Genomic DNA, 20008 nt, shown 5'->3' with positions numbered 1-20008 from the left:
CCCCCAGTAAGGAAGTCGCAAATGCGCCGATCAGCCGCCCTGTTCGTCGTCGCCGTGCTCGCCGTCCCGCTGCTGTCCGCCTGCGGCGACGACGGCGCGAGCCCGGCCTCGACCCCCACCGGAACCCGGGCCACCAACGCCCCGGCCCCCGGCCCGACCGGGCCGAACACCCCCGCGCCGAAGCCGTTGCCGAGCGAGGTCACCGTCAACGCCTCGCTGCCCTTCCGCAACATCGAGGCATATGCACCGTTACTGCTCGCCGAGCACTTCGGGGAGTTCAAGAAGGAAAACATCAAGATCAATATCCAGCTGGTGCAGACGAACAACCTCGTCGTGGTGATGCAGAAGGGCGACATCGACGTGGCGCCCGCCGCGCCGTCGGCCGGGCTGTTCAACGCGATCGCCGGTGGCGCCGACATCAAGGGCATCGGCGGCGGCGTCGGCTGGAGCCCCGCCAACCACCAGGGCTACTACGTGCGCAAGAGCCTGCTCAAGCCCGACGGCTCGTTCAGCTGCGCCGACCTGAAGGGCAAGAAGGTCTCCACCGGCTCCGCCACCGGCCTCGGCTCCCCCGCCGTGGTCGAGCTGGCCGCCTACCTGAAGACCTGCAACCTCACCGTCAAGGACGTCACTATCGTGCCGCTCGGCGGCGCCGACCTGCTGGCCGGGCTCGACTCGGGCTCGGTGGACGCCGGCAACCTCAGCGACCCGGTCTGGACCACCGCCGAGAAGACCGGGCACAAGCTCATCATCCCGTTCACCGCGTCCATCACCAGCTACTGGATGGGCAAGATCCGCACCGAGAAGCCGGACGTGGCCGCGGCCATCGTGCGCGCGCTGGTCCGCACCAGCCGCACCTACCTGCAGGGCGACTACCGCAGCAACCCGCAGGTGAAGGAGGGGCTGATCAAGGCCCTGGGCGCCACCGAGGCGCAGCTGACCGGGCCGTCCAGCCTGATCTTCGACCCTGACTTCAAGTTCCCCATCGGCAACATCGCACCGATCGAGTCCGCCTGGGCCGAGATCGGTGGCATCGTCAGCTTCGCCAAGCCCCTGACCGACGACAAGCTGTTCGACGACACGCCGCGCCAGACGGCGCTGGCCGCGTAGCCGATGCGGAAGTTCCTCGCCGTCGGCCACCACGGCCCGGTCGATCCGGAGCTGGGACTGCGGATCGCCGACGTGGCCGTGGACTGGATCTCGGCCAAGCTGGCCGACGGCACCTTCGACTGCCTGTACTCGATGGCCGGCGGGGGCCGGCTGATCGTCGCCAACGTCGACGACGAGGAGACCCTGCTGTCGATGCTGCGCTCGGCACCGGACGCACCACGCGAATGGACGTTCACCGAACTGTTCGACGGCATCGAGGTCATCCGCAACTACGTCGCGTCCATGCGGCCGTAGTGCACCTTGCCGGGCGGTCCTCCGGGGCCGCCCGGCCTCCTTCTTGAGGAGCCAGCATTGAGTGACATGTGGGCGGCCCAGCTCGTTGCCCCGTCGACGTTCGCCGACGTCCGCGTCCCGGCACCTTCCCCGGCGGCGCTCGCCCCGGGCGAGGTGCTGCTGCGGGTCCGGGCCGGCGCGATCTGCGGCAGCGACATGCCCCTGTTCAAGGGCGCCGTCCAGCTGCAGGGCGGGCTGGGCAACCACCCGGACGGCGCACCACCCGGGCCGGGCTGCCCGATGCACGAGGTGGTGGGCGACGTGGTCGCCTCCCGCCACCCCGGCTTCACGCCCGGCACCACCGCGGTCGGCTGGGCCCTGGGCCAGGACGCGCTCGCCGAGCTCGTCGTCACCGAAGGGGACTCGCTGGTGCCCGACGACGGCACGCTCCCACCGGCGCACGCCGTGGTCGCGCAGCCCCTCGCGTGCGTCATCTACGCGGTCGAACGGATGGGGGACGTGACCGGGCAGCGGGTCGCCGTCCTCGGCCAGGGACCGATCGGCATGCTGTTCAGCCACGTACTGAAGACCGCGGGCGCGGCCCACGTGGTCGGCGTCGACCGGGTCGACCGGTCGGCGCAGGCGCGGACCTTCGGGGTGGACGAGCCGGTGCGGGCCTCGTGCGACCGGTGGGTGGCTTCGCTCGCCCCGGCCGACCGGCCGCGGGTGGTGGTCGAGTCCATCGGGCACCAGGTCGGCACCCTCGGCTGCGCCGTCGACGCGGCCGCGGACGGCGGCCTGGTCTACTACTTCGGGGTGCCCGACGACCTGGTCTACCCGGTGCCGATGCACACGTTCTTCCGCAAGGACCTGACCCTGCGGGCCGGCACCACCAAGGACCGCGGACGGGTGCTACGGCTGGCCCAGCGGTACCTGCGGGAGCACCCGTCGATCCTGGACGCCTACGTCACCGACCGGTTGCCGATGACCCGCGTCCAGGACGCCTACGACCGGGCCGCCGCGCCCCGGGCCGGTCAGCTCAAGGTGGTCGTCGAGGCGTGAACCGCGTCCCGGGCGTCGAGCAGGGGCTGCAGGAACGTCGGCAGCGCTTCCGGCGTCCGCACGAACGCCAGGGGGTGCACGATGACGCAGTCGGCACCGGCCTCCCACAGCGCCCGCGCCTCCTGCAGAACCGGCGCAGCGCCGGCCTCCTCGGCGGTCCTGCCGTGCGTGACCAGCGTGGTGGCCGCGGTGACCGGGATCGTGGCCGGGTCCCGGCCGACCCGCACGCACTCGGCGCGGATGGCGGCGACCGCGGCGCGCACCTCCTCGACCGGCATCGGCGCCGCCCACCACCCCAGGCCATGGCGCACCACCCGCTCGATCGCCCGCGGGGTGGGGTGGAAGCCGAACGACAGCCGCAGATCCGCGCCCTGCACCGGCACCGGCATGCTGTACAGGTCGGTGAAGTCCACCCGCTGCCCCGCGTGGGCCGCCGGTCCCCCGGCCCACAGCGCCCGGCAGACGGCGACCTGCTCCTCCAGGTAGCCGAAGCGGCGCTCGAACGGCCGCTCGGTGACCCGGTACTCCTCCTCCTGCCAGCCCGCCCCGAGGCCCACGTCGAGCCGCCCGCCGCAGATGACGTCGAGCGTGGCGAGCTGCTTGGCCAGCAGCACGGCCGGGCGGATCGGCGCGATGAGGACGTTGGTGCCGAGCCGGGCCCGGGCGGTGACCCCGGCGACCGCGGCGAGGGCGGTCAGCGGCTCGAACCAGTTGGTGTCGATGGGGTACGGGAAGCCGACGGCCACCCGGTCGCGGTGGGCCTGTTCGCTGATCGTCACGTGGTCGGGCAGCACCAGCAGGTCCACGCCCATCCGGTCGGCCAGTCCGGCCGCTTCCAGGATGCCGGTGAAGCGGCCGCCGTACAGCTCGTCCACACCCATCAGGTTGAAGCCCAGCCGAGCCATCGCATCCCCACTTCCACCCACGGAACCGTTGGCAGCCAACAGGTTCCCGAACCAAGCAAGTGCTTGGTAGCTTACCTGTGCGGCTCGGGAAAACACCAGGCCGTGCGAGTCCGAGCGGGTCCACGGCAGACAGTTGCGGGAGGTTCTGATGACGAACGAGGACGCCGACCGGGCCGCCATCCGGGAGCTGGTGTGCCGGTACTGCCGGGGCGTCGACCGCCTCGACATGGAGCTGGTCCGCTCCTGCTACCACCCCGGCGCGATCGACCACCACACCGGCTTCGACGGCCCCGTCGAGGAGTACGTCGCCTGGGTCGAGCCGAAGCTGCGCGGCTTCGACGGCACGATGCACCTGGTCGCCAACCACCTGGTCGAGTTCGCCGGAACCCGGGCCCTGTCGGAGACCTACGGCACCGCCGTGCACTGGGGCACCCCGTCGGACTCCGCGCAGCTGAACTTCACCAGCGGCTTCCGCTACATCGACCTACTCGAGCAGCGCGACGGCGAGTGGCGCATCCTGGAACGCTACGCGTCGCGGGAATGGACCCGCTCGGAGGCCAACATGTTCGTCCCGCGCGAAGGCCCCGGCCCGGCCGGCCGCCGCGACCGGGACGACTACGTGTACCGACTCCGCACCGACCTGCTCGCCCCGTGAGCTGCCCTATGTCAACCCGTCACTGGCTCGCCGGTCGTCTTGCCGTGGCTGGCGGCGAAGCCGGCCAGTAACCAGTTCAGGCTGGTGACGAAGGCGTGATCGGAGGGCTCCTCGGCGAACTGTGCCAGATGGGGCGCACGGCCGGCGCGGGACAGGTCATCCAGGTAGGCGCCGGTGGAGTCGGCCCACTGGGACTCGGTGAGGCCGTCGCGTTGCCGCATGCTATGACCGGCCAGCTCCAGGCCCCCGAAGCCCATCGTGAACGCGTCGACGGCGATCAGCAGGGTGCGCGCCTGCTCGCGCTCAAGGCCGAGTCCCGCTATGGCCGCCATGGACTGCTCGGCGTGGCGCACCGCATTGGGCCCGAGTGCCGGTCGCTGCATGATCGCGGCGATCAGCCACGGGTGGCGGCGGCCGACCGCGCGGGTCTGCGCAGCGATGGCGTGCAGCGCGGCCAACCAGTCCTTCGGGAGCTCTCCGAGGACCATCTCGCCCAGGATCTCGTCGACCATGAGCTCGATGAGGTCGTCCTTGCGGTCCATGAACGAATAGAGGCTCATCGGCCGGGCGTTCAGCTCGGCGGCGACCCGGCGGATCGTGATGGCGTCGAGCCCGTGCGCGTCGGCCAGGTCGATGGCGGCACGCACGATCGTCTCCAGGGACAGACGCCGCCGCGTGGGCCGTGGCGGGCGCGTCCAGACCGAACCACTGACCGGCGCGGACGCGCCGCGGCGGGCGTTGGGGCGGCCGGCGGGCTCCTGGTCGAGCTCCGGGGTGGATGGCGTCGGCGACATGCGTTCATCATACAGCCCATCGATTTGTGATACGTTGTATCGGCAAGCGAGATGCCGTATCTGTTTCACGTTGGTCCGGCTAGCGATCGGAGTCCAGATGACTGTTCCGGCACCTCCCGACGCATCCGTGCCCGACGGCGCGGCCACAACTTCCGACGACGACAGGCGGATCTCCCCCGCCCTGCTCAAGCTGGCCGGCGTCATCATGCTCGGCGCGATCATGGTTCAGCTCGACTCCACGATGGTCAACGTCGCGATCGACACGCTGAGCAAGCGCTTCGACGTCACGGTCAGCACGATCCAGTGGGTGAGCACGGGTTACCTGCTGGCGATGGCCATCGTCATTCCGCTCACCGGCTGGGCGTCCGACCGGCTCGGCGCGCGGGCCGTATGGACGTTCTCGCTCTGCGCGTTCCTTGGCGGCTCCGTGCTCTGCGGCGTCGCCTGGTCGGCCGAGAGCCTCATCGCCTTCCGTGTTCTGCAGGGCTTCGGCGGCGGGATGATCCTCCCACTGGCCCAGGCGATACTCGCGGCCGCCGCCGGGCCGAAGCGGCTCGGCCGCATGATGAGCGCGATCGGCGTGCCGGCGATGCTCGGCCCGGTCCTCGGCCCGGTCCTCGGCGGCGTGCTGGTCGACCACCTCTCCTGGCGCTGGATCTTCTACGTCAATGTGCCGATCTGCCTCGCGGCGCTGGCCCTGTCCTGGCGGCTCATGCCCTCGGGCAGCAGCGCCGCGAGCGAGCGCAAAGGACTCGACAAGCTCGGGCTTCTCCTGCTCTCACCCGGCTGCGCGGCACTGGTGTACGGGCTGTCCAAGGCCGGCCAGCACGGCAGCTTCACCGCCCCGGAGGTCCTCATCCCGCTGGTCGGCGGCGTCGTGCTGCTGGCCGCCTTCGCCTGGCACGCGCTGCACACCACTGTGGAGCCGATCATCGACCTGCGCCTGCTCAAGTCGCGCAACTTCAGCGCGTCCTCGAGTGTGCTGTTCGTCTTCAGCATGGCCCTGTTCGGCGCGATCTTCCTGCTGTCGCTGCTGTATCAGCAGGTGCACGGGGACAGCGCGGTCAAGACCGGCCTGCTGCTGGCACCACAGGGCGTCGGCCTGGCCGTCGCGCTCCTGCTCGCCGGACCGCTCACCGACAAGATCGGCCCCCGCTGGATCGCGGTGGTCGGGCTGTTGCTCGCCATCGCGGGCACGATCCCGTTCTGCCTGGCCAAGGGCGAGATCAACCAGTGGCTGCTGGGTGGTTCCCTGGTCGTTCGCGGCGCCGGGCTGGGCGCGGTCATCGTGCCCTGCATGGCCGCGGCCTACGCCGGGGTGGCGCAGCACGCCTTCAACCGGGCGAGCAGCGCCCTGCGCATCTTCCAGCAGCTCGGCGGTTCCTTCGGCGTGGCCGTCGTTGCCGTGGTGCTCCAGCGCCAGGTCACCGACACGACCGACGCCGCCGCCGGCCGGCCGAACCTCGACCAGATCGCCGGCGCGTTCGGCGACACCTTCTGGTGGACCGTGGCCCTGACCGTCGTCGCCGTGATTCCGGCTCTGCTGCTGCCGCGCACCCTGCGCGACGACGCGGCGGAGCCGGCCCCGCAGCCCGCGGCGATGGGCTGAGCCTCCTGAGCTGACATCTCTACTGTCCCTCCGGACCCTCTCGGGGGCACGGGACAACGTCACATCCGGCAGGGCCGAAAGGCTCGACCCCCGCGGTCGGCTCGGGCACGACGGCCTGGCGGTCCGAGCGAAGCATCCATGCCGCTACCAGGGCGTAGGGCAGGGCAAGGACGGCGAACGAGCCGCCGTTGCCGGTGATGGTGGACAGGGCAGCGTACACGGCGTAGACGGCGAGGGTCGACACGTCCGTTGCCATGCCCGCGAGGGACGTGACCGTCGCGCGGGCCGGACCGGTGATGCGGGCCTGGAGTCTGGCGTCGGCGACGACGCTGGCGAGCTGGAAGCCGCCGAACGCGGCCGCGACCAGCAGGATGCCGTGCACGGTGCCGAGCAGTGCGCCGGTTGCCATCAGCACGGCGGCGGCGATGAGGATCGCCACGAACCATGGGGTGCGGAGGTGGGCGGCGCGGCCGGCGAGGAGGCTGCCGGCCGTTGCGGCACTCCAGATGATCAGCAGCAGCAGCGGTACCGTGGCCGCCGCGACTCCCGTGTCGAGGATGAGCAGTGGGGTGTATTCGTCGAGGGCGCCCCAGACACCGGTGACGGCGGCGCACACGATGACCGCCGTCCGCACGGGCCTGACGTGCCGCGCCTCCGCGAGTCCGGCCCGCAGTTGCGCGGCCCACCCGTCGTCGTCGCCGGGCGCCGCTGCGGTCCCGTGTTCCGGGAAGAGCGTGGCGACGGCGGCGGTGGCCAGGCAGGCGGCGATGCTCGCGACGCCGACCGCCGGGAAGCCGCCGTAGTCGAAGACCGGCGTGGCGAGGCCCATCGCGAGCACGACCGCGGTCATGCCGACGGCTTTGGAGCGGCCCATGACCTGTGCGTACCGGTCGGCGGCGCCCAAGCGGTCGAGTTCCTCGTAGACGAGTGCTTCGAGGGCGCCGGAGGTCAGCGCCCCGCGGATGCCCCACAGCAGGAAGCCGAGCGCGAACGCCCAGTACGACGGCGTCCACACCCACAGGGCGAACCCGGCCGTGGTGAGCAGCGGGCCGACACACAGCAGCAGTTTGCGGGAGACGGCGTCGGCCCAGGCGCCGGACGGCACCTCGAACAGCACGCCGGTGGCGGACCAGATGAAGAACAGCGACGAGATCTGCCACACCGACAGCCCCGTGTCGCTGAACAGCAGCGCGTACAGGGGGTACAGCAGGACGAAGTCGTCGAGGAACGCGAACCCGTACAGGGCCGCGGTGACACGCCTTGGTGACATGAGCGTGAGGCCTTCCAAAGGGATGCGGGCGGTGGTCGGGCGTTACGACCACTGCCGGCGGGCCTCGGGCACAGGATCAATGTCGCCAGGTCATGCCGCGAGCGTATCCGCCGCGGTCTGCTCCCGGAACCGGGTTACCGCGGCGTGATCGACAGGACCGCCCGGTCGGGGTCGGTCCTGGCCGGCCTGGCGGCGACCTTCCAGCGGCGGTTGCCGGTCAGGCCCTGCATGGTGTCGCCGCCGCGGATGACGTTGCCGGCGACCAGGTATTCGGCGGCGTCCTGCAGGTATCCCGCCATCTGGTCCGGCGGCAGGCCGGCGAAGACGCATTCGAGGTCGGGCAGTCCGAGCGCGGCCAGGCCGAGGGTGTCCATCAGCAGGGTGCCGAGGCTGCCGGCGACGTTGAACATGCGCACGTTGACGATCCCGGCCAGCGGCCGGCCGCCGAACGACCCGGGGTGGGTCGCCACGGCGCTGCCCGGCCACCAGATCCCGGCCGGTGTGGTGGCCGCGGCGATCCCGCGGACGACGGAGTTGAACGCCCGGACCCGGTTGGCGGGGGCGAACGACGTACCGAAGACCTCGGCGGCGGTCACGGTGTGCGACACGGCCGCCAGCGCCTGCTCCGCGTCCGGCCATTCCCAGGTCTGGCTGAGGTCGCGGCTGCCCCGCTGCGGGGCGGCCTGCCGGATCGCGACGAGCAGCCGGACGTCCAGGTCGTCGGCGGTGCGGCCGGTCAGTTCGGGGAACGCCACCATGAACGCGCCGCCGTGCCCGGTGCCGTCGGCCAGTTCCGCCGAGGGCCAGTACCGGCGGATGCCGGCCAGGATGTGCTCCGGCCGCAGCGCCACGGCATCGGCGTAGCTCAGCTCCGCCGTCAGTCCAGCGTTCATCTGATCCTTCGGTCGATGGGTGGTCCCAGCATTCCGTCACACGGGTGACCGCGCCAGTGAGCCGTGGCGTCGGTGCGGCCGGGTTTTGCTTGGACAGGTCTTAATTCAAGTCTCGTATTGACGGTTGAGCTGGGTCGTCATAGCCTGCCTGGGATCTGTTAACCAACCTTTCAGATCGATGGACCTGTCGGCCCCGCCCGGCCGGCAGGAGTGGTTCCCGCCCGCCACGGACCCTCCGACCCATCCGCCCAGATGCGGTCCATGGCGGGCGTCTCGCCCAGAAGGGACCCGAATTGCGCAAGCTCAAAACCCTGGCCGCCGCGGTCGTGGCCAGCACCGCCATCGCGGCGGGGCTGGTCGTCACCGCGGGGCAGCAGGCCGCCGAGGCCGCGGTGGTCTGGGCCGAGGAGTTCAACGGCGCGTACAAGCAGGCCGTGGACGGCTCCCGGTGGAACTACGACACCGGCGGCGCCGGCTTCGGCAACCAGGAGCTGCAGTACTACAACAGCGGCAACAGCAACGTGTACCAGGACGGCCAGGGCAACCTGGTCATCGAGGCGCGCCGGGAGAGCGGCGGCCGCAGCTGCTGGTACGGCACCTGTCAGTGGACCTCCGGCCGGATCCAGACGGCCGGAAAGTTCACCCAGCAGTACGGCCAGATCGAGGCCCGCATCCAGGTTCCGAAGGGCGCCGGGCTGTGGCCGGCGTTCTGGATGCTCGGCGGCGGCAACTGGCCCACGGACGGCGAGATCGACATCCTGGAGAACGTCGGCCGTGACCCGAACACCATCTACGGCACCCTGCACGGCCCGGGCTACTCCGGCGGCAACGCCGTCGGCGGCACCCGGAACCTCGGCGTCCCCGTCGGCGACGCGTTCCACGTGTTCGCCGTCGACTGGTCACCGAACCTGATCATCTGGACGATCGACGGCTCGGAGTACTTCCGGGCCACGCCGGCCAGCCTGCGCGGCAACCGGTGGGTCTACGACCACCCGTTCTTCGTCATCCTCAACCTGGCCGTCGGAGGGAACTTCCCCGGCAGCCCCAACGGCAGCACCCCGGCACTCAACCGCATGCTGATCGACTACGTCCGGGTCAGCACCTCCGGCACGCCCCCGCCGACCGGCGGCACCAACGCCCTGCGCGGCAACGGCAGCGGCCGCTGCATCGACATCCCCAGCGCCAACCCGGTCGACGGCGCGCGGCTGCAGATCTGGGACTGCAATGGCAGCAGCGCCCAGCAGTGGACGATCGGCTCCGACGGCACCATCCGCGCCCTCGGCAAGTGCATGGACGCCGCCGCGGCCGGCACCGCCAACGGCACGGCGATCCAGCTGTACGCCTGCAACGGCTCCAACGCACAGCGCTTCACCGTCAGCGCCTCCGGCGACATCGTGAACGTCGCCGCGAACAGGTGCGTCGACGTGGCCGAACGCGGGACCGCCAACGGCTCGAAGCTGCAGCTGTGGGACTGCTCCGGTGGCTCCAACCAGAAGTGGACCCGCGTCTGAGCGGTCCCTGCCGAGGTGGGCCCTGCGCCGATCCGGGCGCAGGGCCCACCACTGCGACAGGGGCGGTGCCGGTCAGGCGAACCTCGCCCGGTACAGGTCGCGCAGCAGGCAGATCTCCGCGCCGTGGTGCATTGCGCCAGATCATCGACCGAGTATCGCAGTGCCCGCCCGACTCTGCAGAACTCTGCAGAGTCCACGGCGGCGCGCCCGCAGGTCCGGTGTCAATGCCGGTTGGCGGCGGTGTACTGCTCGTCGGGCAGCGGCTCCAGCCACGTGGTGGGGTCGCCGCCGTCGGCCTTCGCCTCGAGCATGGCGAGGTGGCTCATGAACGTATCCGTGGCCGCGCCGTGCCAGTGTTCCTCGCCGGGTGGGCAGATGACGGTGTCGCCGGCGCGGATGCGCAGCACGGTGCCGTCGCGGGTGCCGACGAGGCCGGCGCCCTCGGTGACGTGCAGGGTCTGGCCGACGGCGTGGGAGTGCCAGTTGGTCCGGGCGCCCGGGGTGAACCGGACCAGCGCCACGGACATCCGTGACGGTCCCGTCCCGGAGCAGATCGGTGTCATGTAGACGTCGCCGGTGAAACGTTCGGCGGGTGTCTTGACGGTGGCGGCAACGGGCTGCAGTTCCATCGGGGCTCCTTACGGCCGAAGCAGGGTCTTGATGGCCCGGCGCTCGTCCATCGCCGTGTAGCCTTCGGCGACCTGGTCGAGCGGCAGGGTGAGGTCGAAGACCTTGCCGGGGTCGATGCTCCGGCTGGTGACGAGGTCGATGAGCTCGGGCAGGAACCTGCGGACCGGGGCCGGGCCGCCGTGCAGGTGCACGTGGGAGTAGAACAGTTCCTCGCCGGGCAGGGTCACGCCGTGGGCGACGCCGACGTAGCCGACGTGCCCGCCGGGACGGGTGGAGCGGATGGCCTGCAGCATCGACTCCTGGGTGCCGACCGCCTCCACGACGCTGTGGGCGCCGAGGCCGCCGGTCAGGTCCTTGATCCGGGCGACGCCGTCGTCGCCGCGTTCGGTGACGATGTCGGTGGCGCCGTACTCGAGGGCGAGCTTCTGCCGGTCGGCGTGCCGGCTCATCGCGATGATCCGGTCCGCGCCGAGCTGCTTCGCGGCCAGGACGGCGAGCAGGCCGACCGCGCCGTCACCCACGACGGCGACGGTCTTGCCCGGCCGGACGTCGGCGGCGACGGCGCCGAACCAGCCGGTGCCGAGCACGTCGGACGCCGTGAGCAGGCCCGGGATCAGGTCCTCGTCCGGTGCCTCGGGGGTGGCGACGAGGGTGCCGTCGGCGAGCGGCACGCGCAGCAGTTCGGCCTGCGCGCCGCCGGCGCCGACGTACTCGCGGTGCACGCAGCTGGACTGATACCCGGCCCGGCAGATGTCGCAGGTGTTGTCGGAGGCGAAGAACGAGCCGATGACGAACTGGCCGGGCCTGATCCGCCGCACGTCGCCGCCGACGGCCTCGACGACGCCGACGTACTCGTGGCCCATCGGGGTCGGTTCGGTGACCGGTTCGATGCCGCGGTACGGCCACAGGTCCGACCCGCAGACGCAGGAGGCGGCGACGCGGATGACCGCGTCGGTGGGTGCGGTGATCGCCGGGTCGGGGCGGTCCTCGATCCGGACGTCGCCGGGGGCGTGCAGGATGGTGCCGCGCATCAGTGGTCTCCTCGGAAAAGGTTCTTGGCCACGGTCATCGCCGACATGGCCTTGGGCCAGCCGGCGTAGAACGCCAGGTGGGTGATCGCCTCGATCAGCTCGGTCTCGGTGAGGCCGTTGTCGCGGGCCCGGGCGAGGTGGAACGGCAACTGCTCGGCGGCTCCGCCGGTGAGCAGGCTCGCCACGGTGATGAGGCTGCGGTCGCGGGCGGACAGCTCGGAGCGTTCCCAGACCTTCCCGAACAGGACGTTGTCGGTGTAGTCGACGAGCGCCGGGGCGAAGTCGCCGAACATGCGTCGCGCGCCGGACGGCGCGGTCTTCTCGGTCATGGTGGGTCCTCTCCCAGGTCAGCGGGGGGTGAGCTTGAGGGTGGCGGCGCGGGCGGCCGGGGCGAGCATCGCGGTCACGTAGCCGGCGTCGTAGCGGCGGTACTTGCTGCGGTAGCCGGCGTCGATCCGCTCGTGGACCGGGTCGTCGCCGGGGACGTCGGTGAAGGTGACGTCCCGGTCGACGCCGCCGGCCCGGATGTGGCCTTCGTGGCGGGCGCGGGTGCCGCGGTACCAGACGGAACCGGTGCCGTTCGCGGCCCTGACGTACACGTCGCCGCCGTCGGGGACGACCCAGATCGTGGTCGCCGGTCGCAGGGTGCCGTCGTCGCGGGTGGCCGCGACCTGCAGTTCGTCGGCGGCGCCGACACGGCGCAGCTCGTCGGATGTCCAGGTGGTCATGGCGGTACTCCACTTCTTGTCGGAGGTTGGTTGTCAGAGGTCGGGCGTCAGCGGGCCGCGACGGCCGGGGCGAGCGGCCGGTGGGCCAGGCCGGCGGCGGCGCGGTCGCGGGTGCACACGACGAGCAGCGCCCCGGCGAGGGAGCATGCGGCGGTGGCGAGCACCGCGTGGTTCCAGCCGGTGAGACCGCCGCCGGTGCACGCCGGAGACCGCCTGACGGCCCAGCGCGGCGTGAGGACCCCATCGTTTGGCCGCACCCGCCAGCAGCCGGATGACCGGGCTGTGCGGCTGCAACCCCATCGGGGCCGACTGCCCGGCCGCGCAGCCGAGCAAACCCGCGACACGCTGCCGGCGAGCCGCGGGCCGGGTCGCGGAGCAGGGCGGGACGCGTCGGTCATGTCACCCATGCAACCGGCGGGTCCGGGCCGGTGGGAGGGTTTACCGAAGGTGGTAATGCCAGCACCCCCTTCGGCCGAGCCGGCACCCGTAGCGTGAGGAGCGTGGACAACCGCGATGAGGTGCGTGAGTTCCTGGCCACCCGCCGGGCCAGGCTCACCCCCGAGCAGGCCGGGCTACCGCAGTACGGTGGCAGCCGCCGCGTCCCCGGCCTGCGCCGCGCCGAGGTCGCGCTGCTGGCCGGGGTCAGCCCCGACTACTACGTCCGGCTCGAGCGCGGCAACCTGTCCGGGGTCTCCGACAGCGTCCTGGAGGCCGTCGCCCGCGCGCTGCGGCTCGACGAGGCCGAACGCGCCCACCTGCACGACCTGGCCCGCGCCGCGAACGCGGGCCCGCGCAGTCGGCGCCCACCCAAGCAGCAGGTCCGGCCCGGGACCCTGCACCTGCTGCACGCGATGACCGACGCGCCGGCGTTCGTCCGCAACGGCCGCCTGGACATCCTCGCCGCCAACCGCCTCGCCGAGGCGCTGTACGCCGCGGCGTTCGACACCCCGGCCCGCCCGGTGAACCTCGCCCGCTTCTGCTTCCTCGACCCCCGTGCCGACGACCTCTACCCCGACTGGGACGAGGCGGCGAACACCACCGTCGCGCTGCTGCGCACCGAGGCCGGCCGCGATCCCTACGACAAGGCCCTGACCGACCTCGTCGGCGAACTCGCCACCCGCAGCGACGACTTCCGCACCCTGTGGGCCGCGCACAACGTCCGGCTGCACCACACCGGCGTCAAACGCTTCCAGCACCCGGTCGTCGGCCGCGTCGAGCTCGGCTTCGAAGCGATGCCCATGCCGGCCGACCCCGGGCTCACCCTGACCGCCTACAGCGCCGCGGCCGGCAGCCCCGCCGCCGACGCACTCCGCCTGCTCGCCAGCTGGGCCGCGTCCAACGAACCCACCGGGCACGCACCGGCCCGCGAGGCTGACCGAACCTGACCGCGGCGCCGGGCAACGCCTGATCGTCCCGACGCGACCGACCGATCCGCATACCTTGGGAGTCCGCCATGCATACCCGCGTCCTCGGCACCGGCCTGGAAGTCTCCGCCCTCGGCTTCGGCGCGATGGGCATGAGCCAGAGCTACGGCCCCGGCCCAGACCGCGCCGCGAACATCGCGCTGCTGCGCGCCGCCGTCGACCGCGGCGTCACCTTCTTCGACACCGCCGAGGTGTACGGACCGTTCCACAACGAAGCACTCGTCGGTGAAGCGCTCCAGCCCGTCCGCGACCAGGTCGTCATCGCCACCAAGTTCGGTTTCGCGTTCGACACCGACGGCAAGCAGACCGGCCTGTCCAGCCGCCCCGAACACATCAAGCAGGTCGCCGACGCCTCCCTCACCCGGCTGCGCACCGACCGCATCGACCTGTTCTACCAGCACCGCGTCAACCCCGACGTCCCCATCGAAGACGTCGCCGGAGCGGTCAAGGAACTCATCGAGGCCGGCAAGGTCAAGCATTTCGGCATGTCCGAAGCCGCCGCCGGCACCGTCCGCCGGGCCCACGCCGTCCAGCCGGTCACCGCCCTGCAGAACGAGTACTCGCTGTGGTGGAAGCGACCCGAGGCGCAGATCCTTCCCCTCTGCGAGGAACTCGGCATCGGCCTCGTCCCGTACAGCCCACTCGGCAAAGGCTTCCTCACCGGCACCATCAGCCAGGACACCACCTTCGGCAACGGGGACATCCGCGACAGCATCCCTCGCTTCGACGCCGAGTCACGCCGGTCCAACCAGGCCCTCGTCGACCTGCTGCGCACCGTCGCCACCCGCAAGCACGCCACCGTCGCGCAGATCGCGCTCGCCTGGCTGCTCGCCCAGAGGCCCTGGATCGTGCCCATCCCCGGCACCCGCAAGCTCGAACGCCTCGACGAGAACATCGGCGCCGCCGACATCGAGCTCACCACCGACGACCTGCACGACATCGACGCCGCCGCCGCCGACATCCGTATCGTCGGCGCCCGCTATCCCGAGCATCTGGAACGCATGACCAACGTCTGACCGGTGTCCGATCGTCCGCCGACCGGTTGGTCTGCAACCCGGCGGCACCCGTCTGGAACGTGGTGCCGCACCCGTACGGGCGTTGAGTTGTGTCCAGCAGCACACCGGGCACGACAGCAGGAGGTACACCATGATCGGCACCGTCACCGAGTTCGTCGCGGAAGCCGTCTTCGCCTCCGACCTGCAGCCGTCGCAGGACGTCACGCCGGCGCAGGTGTGGGCGGCGGTCACCACCGCCGTCACCCGCCACGGCGCGCAGGGCTGCGTGGAGATCCTGGCGGCCGCGTACGGCGAGTGCCCCGAGACGGCCGCGCCGCGGATGCGGTTCGCCCGCGCACTCGCCGACACCCTGATCCCGGCGCCCGCCGTGGCCGCCTGACGCCGCGGGCGTGCGCGCCTATTCGAAGAACTTCAAACCGTAGCCGGCGTCGGAGGTGGGGCCGGGGACGTTGGCGCGGCGGTAGGTGACGTTGCCCCACCAGACGGCCGTCCCGGTGTACCAGTACCGGTTCGCCCACGAGTACGGGGTGCCCTTGGCGACCGCGTGGTACATCGTCGGGAACCGGTTCCCGGACGGTGGGCTGGTCGCGATGTCGCCCCGTTCCAGGACGAACGAGTGGTGCCCGGGCCCGTCGACGTACAGCGTGGGGTCCCAGCCGGTCATCATGTTCGGCGCGTAGGACCCGAAGAGGCAGCCGTTGCTCTTGTACCAGTCCCACACGTACGTCGGGTCGCCGCCGGCCCGCAGCCGCAGCTCGGCCAGGCAGTACTTGCTGCTCCAGCTGCCGTTCGCGGAGTACACGATGTGCAGCCGGCCGTTCGGGTCGAGAATCGGCTCGGGTGCCTCGTTGATGAACGGGTTGCCGACGGTGCGTTCCCACGCCTCCCGCGGCTGGGAGATGACGAAGCGGCCGCCGGTGGTCGTGGTAGGGCTGCTCATCCGGGCGATGTACAGGTTCTGTTCGACGTTCGTGTCGCCGGCCCAGCCGGACCAGACGAACCAGCGCTGGCCCTGGTACGTGAACGGCACCCCGTCGATCGCCCACTTGTCGGCGGGCAGGGCGACCTTGGTGGCGGCGGTGTAGCCGGAGTCGGCGGTGGCGGAGCTGATGTGGTACATCCGGTGGGCGGCGCTGCGCCCGGCGGAGAAGTAGATGTGGTACCTGCCGTCCTGGTGCACGATCTCGGGTGCCCACACCTCCCCGAGGTTGCCGGTGTCGCTCCACACCTGCTTCTTCGGCGCGGCCGCGATCCCGGCGAGGGTCGACGCCGTCCGTACGGCGACTCCCCCGTCGACCGACTTCGCCGCGACGTACAGGTTGCCGACCTTGATGACGCTGGGGTCGGCCCCGCCGAGGGTCGTCGCTCCAGCGTCGGCGGTCGTGGCGGGTGCCAGCGCGAGCACACCGAGGAGGGCGAGGGCGCTGAGACCGACGCGCCGGATGTTGGCCATGGTTCGCACCTCCCGAGTCTCCCAAGCAATCCGCGAGTGTCAATGTTCGCGACCAAATTGTAAGCTTTATTTAAAGTTGAGCGCGGTCCTGCGCGACCGCTGGGGCGTCTCGCAGCCCGCCCCGCCACCATGCCGTGGTCGCCGACATGTCCGCCGACTGGTTGGTCTGCAACCTGCCGGCACCCGACACCCTCACCCCGGTGGCCGCCCTGGCCGCCTGAACCGCCACGGGGCTTGTGTCCGTTTCACAGGCGGATTCCGGAGCCGGACAGCACGGGTGCGATCGCGATCGTGCACTCGTCGATCAGGCCGGCGTTCACGTGCTCCAGGATCATCGCGCCGCCGCACTTTGCCCGGGCGCCGACCACCCCGGCTCGAACGTGCTCGACCCGGCGCGCTGCTTGCCGAAGTGGGGTCTGGGGTGGCATCATCGCGGCCATGATCAAGAGAATCGAGTCCGCCGTCCGCCGGTGAGCGTGACGACCGAGCCTGGAAGGCTCGGACCCCAGATCACGTTGTTCGAACATGCCCTGCGACTCCATCAGCAGGATCCTGACGGTGTTCTGCCGCACGACGGCTCGCCGTATCCGGACGAAGAGCGCTACCGCTCGCGGACCCAACCGGACAGCGATCGTCGACTCGACGGAGCCGATGTCGCCGCCATTCTCGACAGACACTTCAGCCGGCCTGATGCGCAAGCAAGCGAACTTGCCGACGCGTTCCGGGACACCCACGTCCCCATCCATGGCAACGTGCACATCGCTGCCGCAACGCTGCGCGCGGACCGGCAGCGGGTGCAGCAGACCGGCCGGTGGCTGGTGCGGCACAGTACGGACCGATGCGCCGCAACAGTCGGGCTGGCGCTGCTGGCCACCGACTGGGCCGAAGACGACATTCCACTGATCCAAACCATCGGACTGCTGTCGAACTGGTTCGGGCCGCTGGCAGCAGAGGCGCTGCAACGCCGCCGCGGAGGCGGTGAGGCGTTGCTGTGGCTCGCCGAGCGCGTCGCCGGCTGGGGCCGGGTCTACGTCGTCGAGGCGCTGTGCCGCCTCGGCGCCTCCGCCTCCCGGACGTGGCTACTGCGTCGCGCCTGCGACGGCGACTTCCTCAACGGCTACTTCGCCGGCAAGGTCGCCACCGCGGCCCACCTGCACGAAGCGATCACCGGCGCCGATGTGGATGATGACCTGATCGATCACACCGGCCGGCTCTTGAAGACCATGGCCGACTGCGGCGGCATGGGCACGACCCTCGAGCACTACCCACCGGCACCGATCGTCCTGGCCGCGCATGCCGCTCACCTCGCCCGGCAGACGCCGACAGTGGACCGGTACGTCGACGCCGCGGTCATCGCCGACCATCTGGCGGCCAAGCCTCCGAACCGATGCGGATGCACCGTCGAGCAGCGGGACCGCATCGTTCGGCAGTACCTCGCAGTGCTCGAGCGGCCTGACTGGTGCGACGCGGTCCGCGCGGGTCTCGACCCGACCGGCGACTTCGCTGCCTGGTTCGCCGGCAACGTGGCGGCGCGGCTGCATCTCCGCGCATTCGCTGATCCAGCAGGAGGTGATGAACGATGAGCCACGCTGCCGATCCACAGCGCATGCGCCGGTCTGGCGTCATGCCGGTCAGTTTCCGGTTCAGCGGGTTCCATCGATCGCACCTGAGCGGGCAGGATCGATGTCATGACGAGAAGAGGCTGGCTGATCGCCGCCCTGGTGGCGTGCTGCGTGTCGGCGTGCGACGCATCGCCGGAGGCCGAGCGGGCGGTGAGCACTCCGGGCGCGACGGTGACCGTCGCCCTCGGTGACCGGCCGTTCCAGTTGCGCCTGCCCACCTCGTACGCCGACGGGACGAAGATGCCGTTGGTGGTGCTGCTGCACGGCTACGGCTCCGACGCGGCCGAGGCGGGTCGGTACTTCGGGCTCACCGCTGAGGCCGACCGCCGCGGGTTCCTCCTCGCGATGCCCGACGGCACCAGGAACGGCCGGGGGCAGCGGTTCTGGAACGCGACCAGCGCCTGCTGCGACTTCGCCCGCAGCGGCACCGACGACTCCGGGTACCTCCGGCAACTGATCGACGTCGTGAAGGCCGCGCACCCCGTCGATGCGGGCCGGGTCTATCTCATCGGTCACTCCAACGGCGGTTTCATGGCGTACCGCATGGCCTGCGAGCACGCGGACACCGTCACGGCGATCGTCTCGCTGGCCGGTGCCGTGGCGGACGACGCCGCCGAGTGCGCACCGTCACGGCCGGTCGGCATCCTGCAGATCCACGGCACCGCCGACGGGACCATCCGCTACGACGGCGGCATGAACGGGGGTCAGCCGTACCCGTCGGCCGCGGTCGGCGTCGAGCGGTGGCGCCGGTACAACGGCTGCTCGGACCAGGTCGCTCCCCCGACGGCGCCGCTGGACCTCGACTCCTCCCTGCCCGGCGCGGAAACCACCGTGACCGCGTACCGGGCCGGATGCCGTGCGGGCGGTCAGGTGACACTGTGGTCGATCCCGGACGGCGGTCACGTGCCGGCGCTGTCCCCCACCTTCGCGGCAACCGTCGTCGACCATCTCCTCGCACCATGACCGCGGCCGCCGAACGGGCACCGCCGGAGCGTTCTGTGTCGATCTGACAGGATGCGTGCATGGCGGTCACATCGAGCGGCGGCGTTGCGCGGCGGGTCGTGGTTGTCGGGTACGACGGCTCCGAGCTGCTCGACATCGCCTGTGTCACCTCCACGCTCGACCTGGCGGTCCGCATCGCGGGGCGGACGCTGTACCGCACGGAGCTGATCTCTCCGAACGGGCAGACGATCCGGTGCGACTCCGGTCTTGAGCTGCACAGCAACGGGTCGCTGCAGCGGGCGACCGGGCCAGTCGACACGCTGGTCGTGTCCGGGGGGCGGGGACATGAGGCCGCCGCCGAGGACCCGGCGATCGTCGCGCACGTGCGGCGGCTGGCCGCGCTGTCCCGGCGGGTCGCCTCGGTGTGCACGGGCGCCACGGTGCTCGCGGCGGCCGGGCTGCTCGACGGCCGGCGGGCGACGACGCACTGGCATTACGCTGACGCGCTCGCGCGGCGGTACCCTTCCGTGCACGTCGATCCGCGGCCGATCTTCATCCGTGACGGGCGCGTCGCCACGTCGGCCGGCGTCACCAGTGCCCTGGACCTGACGCTGGCGCTGGTGACCGAGGACTGCGGGCCCGACCTGGCGCGCGCCGTCGCGCAGGGCCTGGTCACCTATCTGCAGCGGCCGGGCAACCAGGCGCAGATGAGCGTGTTCACGGCACCCGACCCGGATCACGTGCTGGTCCGCCAGGCCGTCGCGTACGTCACCGCACACCTGGCGACGACGCTCGGCACGGCGGTGCTGGCCGGGCACTGCGGGGTGAGCACCCGGCAGTTGCACCGGCTGTTCGTCGAGCATCTCGGCATGCCGCCTGGCCAGTTCGTGCGCCGCACCCGGCTGGACACCTCCGCGCGGCTGCTGGCCACGACCGGCCATCCGGTCGGCATGGTCGCGCGGTGGTGCGGGTTCGCGTCGCTGGAGACGTTCCGTCAGGCGTTCGTCGCGCAGTACGGGGTGCCGCCGTCGCAGTACCGGTCGGTGACCGCGGCGCTCGCCGACGCCTGACACCGGGTTT

At 71.3% G+C, this 20008-nt stretch carries 23 protein-coding genes; 12 read left to right on the top strand and 11 right to left on the bottom strand.

Annotated elements, in window-relative coordinates:
* Positions 1-21: 21 nt before the first annotated feature.
* From ABZS58_RS13305 to ABZS58_RS13295, 3 genes are all read left to right on the top strand, one after another.
* Positions 22-1110, top strand: a complete 1089-nt coding sequence (locus tag ABZS58_RS13305) for an ABC transporter substrate-binding protein (protein WP_354780896.1) — start codon at positions 22-24, stop codon at positions 1108-1110.
* 3 nt (positions 1111-1113) lie between these two features.
* Positions 1114-1404 carry a hypothetical protein gene (locus ABZS58_RS13300; RefSeq protein WP_354780894.1) on the top strand — a complete coding sequence of 97 codons (291 nt, stop codon included), beginning with the start codon at positions 1114-1116 and terminating at the stop codon, positions 1402-1404.
* A gap of 66 nt (positions 1405-1470) precedes the next feature.
* Entirely contained in the window at positions 1471-2445 is a 975-nt protein-coding gene (locus ABZS58_RS13295; protein WP_354781025.1) for a zinc-binding dehydrogenase, read from the top strand.
* On the opposite strand, the gene ABZS58_RS13290 is transcribed toward ABZS58_RS13295, so the two are convergent.
* On the bottom strand, positions 2418-3350 hold the full coding sequence (locus tag ABZS58_RS13290) for a TIGR03619 family F420-dependent LLM class oxidoreductase (RefSeq protein ID WP_354780892.1): 933 nt from the start codon (positions 3348-3350) through the stop codon (positions 2418-2420). The two genes, ABZS58_RS13295 and ABZS58_RS13290, sit on opposite strands and share 28 nt — an antisense overlap.
* A gap of 148 nt (positions 3351-3498) precedes the next feature.
* Between ABZS58_RS13290 and ABZS58_RS13285 the strand changes: the two genes are divergently transcribed.
* Positions 3499-4005 (top strand): nuclear transport factor 2 family protein, encoded by a 507-nt coding sequence (locus tag ABZS58_RS13285; RefSeq protein WP_354780890.1) that lies wholly within the window; start codon positions 3499-3501, stop codon positions 4003-4005.
* Between the two features lie 11 nt (positions 4006-4016).
* On the opposite strand, the gene ABZS58_RS13280 is transcribed toward ABZS58_RS13285, so the two are convergent.
* Positions 4017-4868 (bottom strand): TetR/AcrR family transcriptional regulator C-terminal domain-containing protein, encoded by an 852-nt coding sequence (locus ABZS58_RS13280; protein WP_354780888.1) that lies wholly within the window; start codon positions 4866-4868, stop codon positions 4017-4019.
* 28 nt (positions 4869-4896) lie between these two features.
* On the opposite strand from ABZS58_RS13280, the gene ABZS58_RS13275 reads away from it, so the two are divergent.
* Entirely contained in the window at positions 4897-6408 is a 1512-nt protein-coding gene (locus tag ABZS58_RS13275) for an MDR family MFS transporter (protein ID WP_354780886.1), read from the top strand.
* 19 nt (positions 6409-6427) lie between these two features.
* Here the strand turns inward: ABZS58_RS13275 and ABZS58_RS13270 are convergent, their stop codons facing one another.
* Both ABZS58_RS13270 and ABZS58_RS13265 read right to left on the bottom strand, forming a co-directional pair.
* Positions 6428-7678 carry an MFS transporter gene (locus ABZS58_RS13270; protein WP_354780884.1) on the bottom strand — a complete coding sequence of 417 codons (1251 nt, stop codon included), beginning with the start codon at positions 7676-7678 and terminating at the stop codon, positions 6428-6430.
* Positions 7679-7812: 134 nt separating this feature from the next.
* Positions 7813-8571, bottom strand: a complete 759-nt coding sequence (locus tag ABZS58_RS13265; RefSeq protein WP_354780882.1) for a DUF4261 domain-containing protein — start codon at positions 8569-8571, stop codon at positions 7813-7815.
* Positions 8572-8864: 293 nt separating this feature from the next.
* Here ABZS58_RS13265 and ABZS58_RS13260 point away from each other — a divergent pair, with 293 nt between their 5' ends.
* Positions 8865-10082 (top strand): ricin-type beta-trefoil lectin domain protein, encoded by a 1218-nt coding sequence (locus ABZS58_RS13260; protein WP_354780880.1) that lies wholly within the window; start codon positions 8865-8867, stop codon positions 10080-10082.
* A 221-nt stretch (positions 10083-10303) separates the two neighbouring features.
* Here ABZS58_RS13260 and ABZS58_RS13255 read toward each other — a convergent pair whose 3' ends face one another.
* From ABZS58_RS13255 to ABZS58_RS13235, 5 genes are read right to left on the bottom strand one after another with little or no spacing between them, the layout of a single operon-like run.
* Complete coding sequence (locus tag ABZS58_RS13255; protein ID WP_354780878.1) at positions 10304-10711, bottom strand: cupin domain-containing protein; 408 nt, start codon at positions 10709-10711, stop codon at positions 10304-10306.
* 9 nt (positions 10712-10720) lie between these two features.
* Positions 10721-11743 carry a zinc-dependent alcohol dehydrogenase family protein gene (locus tag ABZS58_RS13250; protein ID WP_354780876.1) on the bottom strand — a complete coding sequence of 341 codons (1023 nt, stop codon included), beginning with the start codon at positions 11741-11743 and terminating at the stop codon, positions 10721-10723.
* A complete protein-coding gene (locus ABZS58_RS13245) occupies positions 11743-12072 on the bottom strand; it encodes a carboxymuconolactone decarboxylase family protein (RefSeq protein ID WP_354780874.1) in 330 nt (109 codons plus the stop codon). Before ABZS58_RS13245 ends, ABZS58_RS13250 begins: the two co-directional genes overlap by 1 nt.
* A gap of 18 nt (positions 12073-12090) precedes the next feature.
* A complete protein-coding gene (locus ABZS58_RS13240; RefSeq protein ID WP_354780872.1) occupies positions 12091-12471 on the bottom strand; it encodes a DUF2255 family protein in 381 nt (126 codons plus the stop codon).
* A 47-nt stretch (positions 12472-12518) separates the two neighbouring features.
* On the bottom strand, positions 12519-12728 hold the full coding sequence (locus tag ABZS58_RS13235) for a hypothetical protein (protein ID WP_354780870.1): 210 nt from the start codon (positions 12726-12728) through the stop codon (positions 12519-12521).
* 243 nt (positions 12729-12971) lie between these two features.
* Between ABZS58_RS13235 and ABZS58_RS13230 the strand changes: the two genes are divergently transcribed.
* From ABZS58_RS13230 to ABZS58_RS13220, 3 genes are all read left to right on the top strand, one after another.
* On the top strand, positions 12972-13856 hold the full coding sequence (locus ABZS58_RS13230; RefSeq protein ID WP_354780868.1) for a helix-turn-helix transcriptional regulator: 885 nt from the start codon (positions 12972-12974) through the stop codon (positions 13854-13856).
* Positions 13857-13924: 68 nt separating this feature from the next.
* Positions 13925-14911 (top strand): aldo/keto reductase, encoded by a 987-nt coding sequence (locus ABZS58_RS13225; protein ID WP_354780866.1) that lies wholly within the window; start codon positions 13925-13927, stop codon positions 14909-14911.
* Positions 14912-15041: 130 nt separating this feature from the next.
* The gene (locus ABZS58_RS13220) at positions 15042-15290 is read left to right on the top strand and encodes a hypothetical protein (RefSeq protein WP_354780864.1); all 249 of its coding nucleotides are present in this window, start codon (positions 15042-15044) and stop codon (positions 15288-15290) included.
* Positions 15291-15308: 18 nt separating this feature from the next.
* Here ABZS58_RS13220 and ABZS58_RS13215 read toward each other — a convergent pair whose 3' ends face one another.
* Together ABZS58_RS13215 and ABZS58_RS13210 are read right to left on the bottom strand one after the other, a co-directional pair.
* Positions 15309-16364 carry a glycoside hydrolase family 43 protein gene (locus tag ABZS58_RS13215; RefSeq protein ID WP_354780862.1) on the bottom strand — a complete coding sequence of 352 codons (1056 nt, stop codon included), beginning with the start codon at positions 16362-16364 and terminating at the stop codon, positions 15309-15311.
* Between the two features lie 245 nt (positions 16365-16609).
* The gene (locus ABZS58_RS13210; protein ID WP_354780860.1) at positions 16610-16804 is read right to left on the bottom strand and encodes a hypothetical protein; all 195 of its coding nucleotides are present in this window, start codon (positions 16802-16804) and stop codon (positions 16610-16612) included.
* Positions 16805-16834: 30 nt separating this feature from the next.
* Between ABZS58_RS13210 and ABZS58_RS13205 the strand changes: the two genes are divergently transcribed.
* The 3 genes from ABZS58_RS13205 (at position 16835) to ABZS58_RS13195 (ending at position 19998) form a co-directional block, all read left to right on the top strand.
* The gene (locus tag ABZS58_RS13205) at positions 16835-17947 is read left to right on the top strand and encodes a hypothetical protein (RefSeq protein WP_354780858.1); all 1113 of its coding nucleotides are present in this window, start codon (positions 16835-16837) and stop codon (positions 17945-17947) included.
* A gap of 105 nt (positions 17948-18052) precedes the next feature.
* A complete protein-coding gene (locus tag ABZS58_RS13200; RefSeq protein ID WP_354780856.1) occupies positions 18053-18949 on the top strand; it encodes an alpha/beta fold hydrolase in 897 nt (298 codons plus the stop codon).
* A gap of 59 nt (positions 18950-19008) precedes the next feature.
* Entirely contained in the window at positions 19009-19998 is a 990-nt protein-coding gene (locus tag ABZS58_RS13195; protein ID WP_354780854.1) for a GlxA family transcriptional regulator, read from the top strand.
* Positions 19999-20008: the final 10 nt, after the last annotated feature.

Origin of the sequence: Dactylosporangium sp. NPDC005555 (genome assembly GCF_040605635.1) — a bacterium.
GTDB lineage: Bacteria > Actinomycetota > Actinomycetes > Mycobacteriales > Micromonosporaceae > Dactylosporangium.
This window is presented reverse-complemented; position numbering and strand designations above follow the sequence as displayed.

Coding starts and splice junctions, on each gene's coding strand:
- ABZS58_RS13305 (WP_354780896.1), top strand. CDS start 22: ATGCGCCGATCAGCCGCCCTGTTCGTCGTCGCCGTGCTCGCCGTCCCG.
- ABZS58_RS13300 (WP_354780894.1), top strand. CDS start 1,114: ATGCGGAAGTTCCTCGCCGTCGGCCACCACGGCCCGGTCGATCCGGAG.
- ABZS58_RS13295 (WP_354781025.1), top strand. CDS start 1,471: ATGTGGGCGGCCCAGCTCGTTGCCCCGTCGACGTTCGCCGACGTCCGC.
- ABZS58_RS13290 (WP_354780892.1), bottom strand. CDS start 3,350: ATGGCTCGGCTGGGCTTCAACCTGATGGGTGTGGACGAGCTGTACGGC.
- ABZS58_RS13285 (WP_354780890.1), top strand. CDS start 3,499: ATGACGAACGAGGACGCCGACCGGGCCGCCATCCGGGAGCTGGTGTGC.
- ABZS58_RS13275 (WP_354780886.1), top strand. CDS start 4,897: ATGACTGTTCCGGCACCTCCCGACGCATCCGTGCCCGACGGCGCGGCC.
- ABZS58_RS13270 (WP_354780884.1), bottom strand. CDS start 7,678: ATGTCACCAAGGCGTGTCACCGCGGCCCTGTACGGGTTCGCGTTCCTC.
- ABZS58_RS13265 (WP_354780882.1), bottom strand. CDS start 8,571: ATGAACGCTGGACTGACGGCGGAGCTGAGCTACGCCGATGCCGTGGCG.
- ABZS58_RS13255 (WP_354780878.1), bottom strand. CDS start 10,711: ATGGAACTGCAGCCCGTTGCCGCCACCGTCAAGACACCCGCCGAACGT.
- ABZS58_RS13250 (WP_354780876.1), bottom strand. CDS start 11,743: ATGCGCGGCACCATCCTGCACGCCCCCGGCGACGTCCGGATCGAGGAC.
- ABZS58_RS13245 (WP_354780874.1), bottom strand. CDS start 12,072: ATGACCGAGAAGACCGCGCCGTCCGGCGCGCGACGCATGTTCGGCGAC.
- ABZS58_RS13240 (WP_354780872.1), bottom strand. CDS start 12,471: ATGACCACCTGGACATCCGACGAGCTGCGCCGTGTCGGCGCCGCCGAC.
- ABZS58_RS13225 (WP_354780866.1), top strand. CDS start 13,925: ATGCATACCCGCGTCCTCGGCACCGGCCTGGAAGTCTCCGCCCTCGGC.
- ABZS58_RS13220 (WP_354780864.1), top strand. CDS start 15,042: ATGATCGGCACCGTCACCGAGTTCGTCGCGGAAGCCGTCTTCGCCTCC.
- ABZS58_RS13215 (WP_354780862.1), bottom strand. CDS start 16,364: ATGGCCAACATCCGGCGCGTCGGTCTCAGCGCCCTCGCCCTCCTCGGT.
- ABZS58_RS13210 (WP_354780860.1), bottom strand. CDS start 16,804: ATGGCCGCGATGATGCCACCCCAGACCCCACTTCGGCAAGCAGCGCGC.
- ABZS58_RS13200 (WP_354780856.1), top strand. CDS start 18,053: ATGACGAGAAGAGGCTGGCTGATCGCCGCCCTGGTGGCGTGCTGCGTG.
- ABZS58_RS13195 (WP_354780854.1), top strand. CDS start 19,009: ATGGCGGTCACATCGAGCGGCGGCGTTGCGCGGCGGGTCGTGGTTGTC.